The 6,197-nt window shown below is 72.3% G+C and carries 6 protein-coding genes and 1 pseudogene; 2 read left to right on the forward strand and 5 right to left on the reverse strand.

The features are described 5' to 3' along the window. Positions 1-243 precede the first annotated feature (243 nt). Together ACIQOV_RS22670 and ACIQOV_RS22675 are read left to right on the forward strand one after the other, a co-directional pair. Positions 244-1,674 carry a DUF6350 family protein gene (locus ACIQOV_RS22670; protein WP_401051095.1) on the forward strand — a complete coding sequence of 477 codons (1,431 nt, stop codon included), beginning with the start codon at positions 244-246 and terminating at the stop codon, positions 1,672-1,674. A 170-nt stretch (positions 1,675-1,844) separates the two neighbouring features. Continuing rightward, positions 1,845-2,045: pseudogene (locus ACIQOV_RS22675) on the forward strand (6-phosphogluconolactonase); the annotation flags it as partial. 90 nt (positions 2,046-2,135) lie between these two features. On the opposite strand, the gene ACIQOV_RS22680 reads toward ACIQOV_RS22675, so the two are convergent. From ACIQOV_RS22680 to gap, 5 genes are all read right to left on the reverse strand, one after another. Beyond that, entirely contained in the window at positions 2,136-2,423 is a 288-nt protein-coding gene (locus tag ACIQOV_RS22680; protein ID WP_223245297.1) for an RNA polymerase-binding protein RbpA, read from the reverse strand. Between the two features lie 205 nt (positions 2,424-2,628). Next, complete coding sequence (gene secG, locus ACIQOV_RS22685) at positions 2,629-2,865, reverse strand: preprotein translocase subunit SecG (RefSeq protein ID WP_359817184.1); 237 nt, start codon at positions 2,863-2,865, stop codon at positions 2,629-2,631. Between the two features lie 87 nt (positions 2,866-2,952). Beyond that, entirely contained in the window at positions 2,953-3,738 is a 786-nt protein-coding gene (gene tpiA / locus ACIQOV_RS22690; RefSeq protein WP_359912928.1) for a triose-phosphate isomerase, read from the reverse strand. Between the two features lie 5 nt (positions 3,739-3,743). Then, entirely contained in the window at positions 3,744-4,955 is a 1,212-nt protein-coding gene (locus tag ACIQOV_RS22695; RefSeq protein ID WP_401051099.1) for a phosphoglycerate kinase, read from the reverse strand. A gap of 154 nt (positions 4,956-5,109) precedes the next feature. Continuing rightward, positions 5,110-6,117, reverse strand: coding sequence for a type I glyceraldehyde-3-phosphate dehydrogenase (gap, locus tag ACIQOV_RS22700; RefSeq protein ID WP_359912922.1), 1,008 nt, complete (start codon positions 6,115-6,117; stop codon positions 5,110-5,112). Positions 6,118-6,197: the final 80 nt, after the last annotated feature.

Here is a 6,197-nt window from a genome sequence, read left to right on the forward strand (position 1 = left end):
GGCCTCACGGGGGGTCAGCGTCCGCAGCAGGCGGCCCGGGTCGGTCTCGGCGTGGGCGGGCCTGCGGTGGCGCTCCGGAGTGGGGGAGTCGGCGGTGGGTGGCGTGGCCATCAGACGCTCCGGGCCGGGGCGCCGGCGGCTTGGGGGCAAGGTCTGAAAATGCGCATAAGCCAATAATCTGGGACACGGCGGCGGTTTGGCGCTTCACGGAGCATGGCGAGTCGCCTTGGCACCATGTGGCCCATGACGCAGCTGATGGGCCGTCCGATCCTGGAGTCGCCCGGTGAATTGGGCGGACGCCCCGCGCTGGCCGACCTGTTGGCGGGTGTGCGGACGGCGTTGGTCGGCCTGGCGGTGGTCGGGGCGCCGGTGCTCGGGCTCTGGGTGGCGACGCCGTACGCGGACGACGACGCGGGCGTTGTCACCCGGTTGGCGGGGGCGCTCTGGCTGCTGGGGCACGGAGCGCCGCTGCTGCGCGGGCCGGCGGACGCCCCGCTGACGGTCACTCCGCTGCTGCTCGGCGCCCTGGCCGTGGTCCGGCTCTACCGGGCGGCCGCCAGGGTGGCCGCGCGGCGCGGGCCGCGCCCGCGCTGGGGCGGTCCGGTGGCGGTGTGGGCGGGGTACTGCGCGGTGGCCTTCGCGGTGGCGCTGCACTGCGCGGCCACCGGGCCGTTCCGCAGCCGGGTGCTGCCGGACGTGCTGGTGGTGGCGCTGGTGGCGGGCCTGGCGACGGCCGCGGGGGCCCGCTCGGTGGCCGTCCTCGACGTGCCTGTCGACTCCCCGCTGGACCGCCTCCCGCCGCCGTACCGCCCGGTCGACGGTGCGCCGGTGGTACGGGCCGCGGCGCTGGCGGCCGGGGCCGGGCTGGTCGCGGCGGGCGGTCTGCTGGTGGTGTTCTCGGCGGTGCTGGACGCGGTGGCGGGCGGTGGGCGCGGGATGGCGCTGCTCGGCGGCGGGCCCGTCGCGCTGCTGGGGCTGGTGCTGCTCGCGCTGGCGCTGCTGCCGAACGCGGTGCTGTGGGGTGCGGCGTACGCGCTGGGGCCGGGCTTCGCGCTCGGCGCCGGGACGGTGGTGTCGCCGACCGGTGCGGTGCTGGGCCCGGTGCCCGAGTTCCCGCTGTTCGCCCTGCTGCCGGCGGACGGGCCGGGCGGCTGGCGGCTCGCGGCGTCGGTCCTGCCGCTGTTGGCCGGGGTGGTGCCGGCGGTGCTGCTGGGCCGTGCGGCGGCGGGCCGGCGGCTGCCGGTCTCCGGGGCGGGGGCCGGGGAGCGGCCCGAGCCCTGGACGCCGGCCGCGACGGCGGTGGCCGCGCTGGCGGCGGCGCTGTGGGTCGGGGCCGGGGCGGCGGTGCTGGGCCGGCTCTCCGGCGGGGCGCTGGCGGGGGAGCGGCTGGCGTGGGTGGGGCCGCTGCCGTGGACGGGTCCGGCGGCGGCGGGCTGGATCGCGCTGGTCGCCGTCCCGGGCGCGTTGCTGGTCCGGTACCGGATGCTGGGCCCGGCGGACGGTGTGGGCGTGTACGCCCGGCTCGCGCGCCAGGCCCGCCGGGGTGTGCTGGGGCTGCGCGCCCGTACGTACGCCCTCGTGCTGCGGCTTTCGGAGCCGGGTGCCGGGCCCGCAGCCGGCGGACCGGGCCCCGACGGGCGGGATCCGGACGACCGCGCGGGCCTCGACGACTGAGCGGGCCTCGACGACTGACCGGGGCCGGGGCGGCCGGGCGGACCCGGAGGTCCGGCTACTCGGTGTTCCCGGTGAAGTCCACGTACCACTGCGGCGCGTACCGGTCGCAGTTCTGGGCGCCGACGCTGGTCAGCGAGTCCTGGACGCAGGTGACGTAGTCGCGGTAGTGGTCGATCCGCACCGCCCGCGAGGTCTGGCTGCTGGCCGCCGGGGAGGACAAGGCGGGCGCGGTCGCGCTGGCGCTGTCCGGCCCGGGCGAGCTCCAGGCGCCCGCCTCCGGGGCGTACGGCCGCAGCCGCACCCTGTGGCTGCTGGACCGCGCCGCCGCGGAGCGGATCCCGCCGCAGCTCTACCCACCGGCCTCCGCGTAGCCGGCCCGGCGACGCCGAAGGGCGCCACCGTCACTCGACGGTGGCGCCCTTCGTGCTGTTTGCCGTTGCGTTCGGACCGTTGCGCCGGACTCAGATCTCGCCGCGGAGCTTCGCCAGCGCCTCGGCCAGGATCGCCTCGCCGTCGGCGTCAGTGCGCCGCTCACGGACGTAGGCGAGGTGGGTCTTGTAGGGCTCGTTGCGCGAGGGCGCCGGCGGGTTGTGCTGGTCCTGCCCCGCGGGGAAGCCGCAGCGCGGGCAGTCCCAGGTCTCCGGGATCGCCGCTTCGGCGGCGAAGCTGGGACGGGTCTCGTGCTTGTTCGCGCACCAGAAGGAGATCCGGTTGCGCGGGGCGGACTCGCCGCGCTCCGCCTCGCCCATCGGGCCGGCCCCGACCCTGCTGCCACGGATGGCATTGCCACTTGCCACGGTCTGACTCCCTGCGTACTGGTGCGCCGACCCGCCGCGGTGCGCGTCGGTGGCGAAAGTCGTCCTAGTGTAAGCAGGTGTTAAGCATCCGCCACCATCGCCTCCGCACCCGACCGTCCCAGGATAGGCGCTCGGGCGACGGGGCGTCAGGGATACGTCAGACCGAGGTCTTCATCAGCAGGCCGAGGACGATGATGGACGCGAACCATCCCACGCCGACCACGATGGTGATGCGGTCCAGGTTGCGCTCGGCCACCGCCGAACCGCCGCCGGTGGACATCGCGCCACCGCCGAACATGTCCGACAGGCCGCCGCCCTTCCCCTTGTGCAGCAGCACCAGCAGGATCATCAGAAGACTGAAGATGATCAGGGCAATCGAGAACCCGAGAACCACGACGGGACCAACTCTCTCGTATCTTCGGCGAAGGGGCCGGGCCGCGTACGGCGGTCCGGCCCCAAAGCCTACGTTGCTGCGGCGGCGTTAGCCTACTGCCTGCTCACGGTAGCGCACGATCTTGACGAACTCGTCGGCGTCCAGCGAGGCACCGCCGACCAGGCCGCCGTCGATGTCGGGCTTGGCCATCAGACCGGCCGCGCTCGACGACTTCACCGAACCGCCGTACAGCACCCGGACCTTGCCGGCCAGCTCGGCGTCGTACAGCTCGGCGATCCGCTTGCGGATGGCGGCGCAGACCTCCTGCGCGTCCTCCGGGGTGGCCACCTCGCCGGTGCCGATCGCCCAGACCGGCTCGTAGGCGACCACGATCGACTCGGCCTGGTGGGCCGGGACGTCGGCCAGGCCGCCGTCCAGCTGGGCCAGGGTGTACTCGACGTGGGTGCCGGCCTTGCGGATCTCCAGCGGCTCGCCGACGCACAGGATCGGGGTGACCCCGGCCCGGTAGGCGGCCTTCACCTTGGCGTTGACGATCTCCTCGTTCTCGCCGTGGTACTGGCGGCGCTCGGAGTGGCCGATCACCGCGTAGGTGCACTGGAGCTTGGCCAGCATCGGGCCGGAGACCTCGCCGGTGTAGGCCCCGCCGTCGTGCTGCGAGATGTCCTGCGAGCCGTACTTGATCTTCAGCTTGTCGCCGAAGACCAGGGTCTGCACCGAGCGCAGGTCGGTGAACGGCACCAGGACGGCGACCTCGACGGCCTCGTAGTCCTTGTCGGCCAGCGCGAAGGCCAGCTTCTGGGTGTGCTGGATGGCCTCAAGGTGGTTGAGGTTCATCTTCCAGTTGCCCGCCATCAGCGGGAGACGGTCGGTCATGTGTGTCAGTCCTCCAGTGCGGCGAGACCGGGGAGGGTCTTGCCCTCCAGGTACTCGAGGCTGGCGCCGCCGCCGGTCGAAATGTGTCCAAAGGCGTTCTCGTCGAAGCCCAGGATGCGGACGGCCGCGGCGGAGTCGCCGCCGCCGACCACGGTGAACGCGTCGCTGTCGAGCAGGGCCTGCGCGACGGCCTTGGTGCCGTTCGCGTAGTCCGGGTGCTCGAAGACGCCCATCGGGCCGTTCCAGAACACCGTGCCCGCGTCGGCCAGCTTGGCCGCGTACAGCTCGCGGGTCTTCGGGCCGATGTCCAGGCCCTCCTGGTCGGCCGGGATGGCGTCGGCATCGACGGTCGTGGGGTTCGCCGGGGCCTTGGTCTTGAGGTCCGGGAACTCGGCGGAGACCAGGACGTCCGTCGGCAGCACGAACTCGACGCCCCGCTGCTCGGCCCGGGCCAGGTACTCCAGGCAGACCGGGATCTGGTCCGCCTGCAGCAGCGAGATGCCGACCTCGTGGCCCTTGGCCTTGAGGAAGGTGTACGCCATGCCGCCGCCGATCAGGATCCGGTCGGCCTTCTCCAGCAGGTTGTCGATCACGCCGAGCTTGTCGGAGACCTTGGCGCCCCCGAGCACGACGACGTACGGGCGGGCGACGTCCTCGGTGAGCTTCTTCAGCACGCCGACCTCGGTGGCGATCAGGTCGCCGGCGGCGTGCGGCAGCAGCGCCGGCAGGTCGAACACCGAGGCGTGCTTGCGGTGCACGGCGCCGAAGCCGTCGCCCACGTACAGGTCGGCCAGCGCGGCCAGCTGCTCGGCGAAGGCCTTGCGCTCGGCGTCGTCCTTGCTGGTCTCGCCCGCGTTGAAGCGCAGGTTCTCCAGCAGCGCGACCTCGCCGTTCGCCAGCGCGGCGGCGGTGGCCTCGGCGCTGTCGCCGACGGTGTCGGTGGCGAAGGCGACGTCCTTGCCGAGGATCTCGCCGAGGCGCTCGGCCACCGGGGCGAGCGAGAACCGCGACTCCGGCTCGCCCTTGGGGCGGCCGAGGTGCGAGGCGACGACGACCTTCGCACCGGCCGCGGCCAGCTTGGCGATGGTCGGCGCGACGGCGCGGATGCGGCCGTCGTCGGTGATCGTGTCGCCGTCCAGCGGCACGTTCAGGTCGGCGCGCACGAAGACGCGCTTGCCTTCGACACCGGCTTCGATGAGCTCTTCGATGGTCTTCACGGGGATTCGGTTTCTCCTGGGGAGATGGTTGATGCGCAGTGAGGCGGCACGGCGCAGGGGCCGCCTGAGAAGTCCTTGAGCGCGGAACGAGGGCCCGGTCGGCACCGTACGCCGTCCGGGCCCTCGCCCCTACATCACGTCAGCTCCCGCAACGTCAGAGCTGCCCGCCGACGAGGGCGACCAGGTCGACGACGCGGTTCGAGTAGCCCCACTCGTTGTCGTACCAGCCGAGCACCTTGACCTGGTTGCCCTGGACCATGGTGAGCTGGCTGTCGAAGATGCACGAGGCCGGGTCGTTCACGATGTCCGAGGAGACGATCGGGTCCTCGGTGTAGGCCAGGATGCCCTTGAGCGGGCCCTCCTGCGCGGCCTTCTGGAAGGCGGCGTTGACCTCGTCCTTGGTGACCTCGCGCTCCAGGGTGACGACCAGGTCGGTGATGGAGCCGGTCGGGACCGGGACGCGCAGCGAGGTGCCGTCCAGCTTGCCCTTCAGCTCCGGCAGGACCAGGGCGGTCGCCTTGGCGGCGCCGGTCGAGGTCGGGATGATGTTCTGCGAGGCCGCACGAGCACGGCGCAGGTCCTTGTGCGGGAAGTCCAGGGTCACCTGGTCGTTGGTGAACGCGTGGACGGTGGTCATCAGACCCTTGACGATGCCGAAGCTCTCGTTCAGCACCTTCGCCATCGGCGCCACACAGTTGGTGGTGCAGGAGGCGTTGGAGATGATGTGGTGGTTGGCGGCGTCGTACTTCTCGTCGTTGACACCCAGGACGATGGTGACGTCCTCGTCGGTGGCGGGCGCCGAGATGATGACCTTCTTCGCGCCGGCGGCGAGGTGCTTCTTCGCGGCCTCGGCCTTGGTGAAGATGCCGGTGGACTCGACGACGATGTCGGCGCCCAGGGCGGCCCACGGAAGGTTCGCGGGGTCACGCTCGGCGGTCACCTTGAAGGTGTGGCCGTCGACGGTGATGCTGTCCTCGGTGTGCGAGACCTCGGCCTGGAGGGTACCCAGGGTGGTGTCGTACTTGAGCAGGTGAGCCAGGGTCTTCGTGTCGGTGAGGTCGTTGACACCGACGATCTCGATGTCCGCGCCCTGGGCCTTGACCGCGCGGAAGAAGTTGCGGCCGATGCGGCCGAAGCCGTTGATGCCTACCCGGATCGTCACGAACCGATCTCCTCGTTAGGTACGCCGGGCGCGAGGCCCGGCGGGATGAGATTTGGGAAGTCCCCGACCGCCTATGACCC

This window comes from Kitasatospora sp. NPDC091257 (genome assembly GCF_044757675.1).
GTDB classification, from domain to species: domain Bacteria; phylum Actinomycetota; class Actinomycetes; order Streptomycetales; family Streptomycetaceae; genus Kitasatospora; species Kitasatospora lactacystinica.

Coding starts and splice junctions, on each gene's coding strand:
- ACIQOV_RS22670 (WP_401051095.1), top strand. CDS start 244: ATGACGCAGCTGATGGGCCGTCCGATCCTGGAGTCGCCCGGTGAATTG.
- ACIQOV_RS22680 (WP_223245297.1), bottom strand. CDS start 2,423: ATGGGCGAGGCGGAGCGCGGCGAGTCCGCCCCGCGCAACCGGATCTCC.
- tpiA (WP_359912928.1), bottom strand. CDS start 3,738: ATGACCGACCGTCTCCCGCTGATGGCGGGCAACTGGAAGATGAACCTC.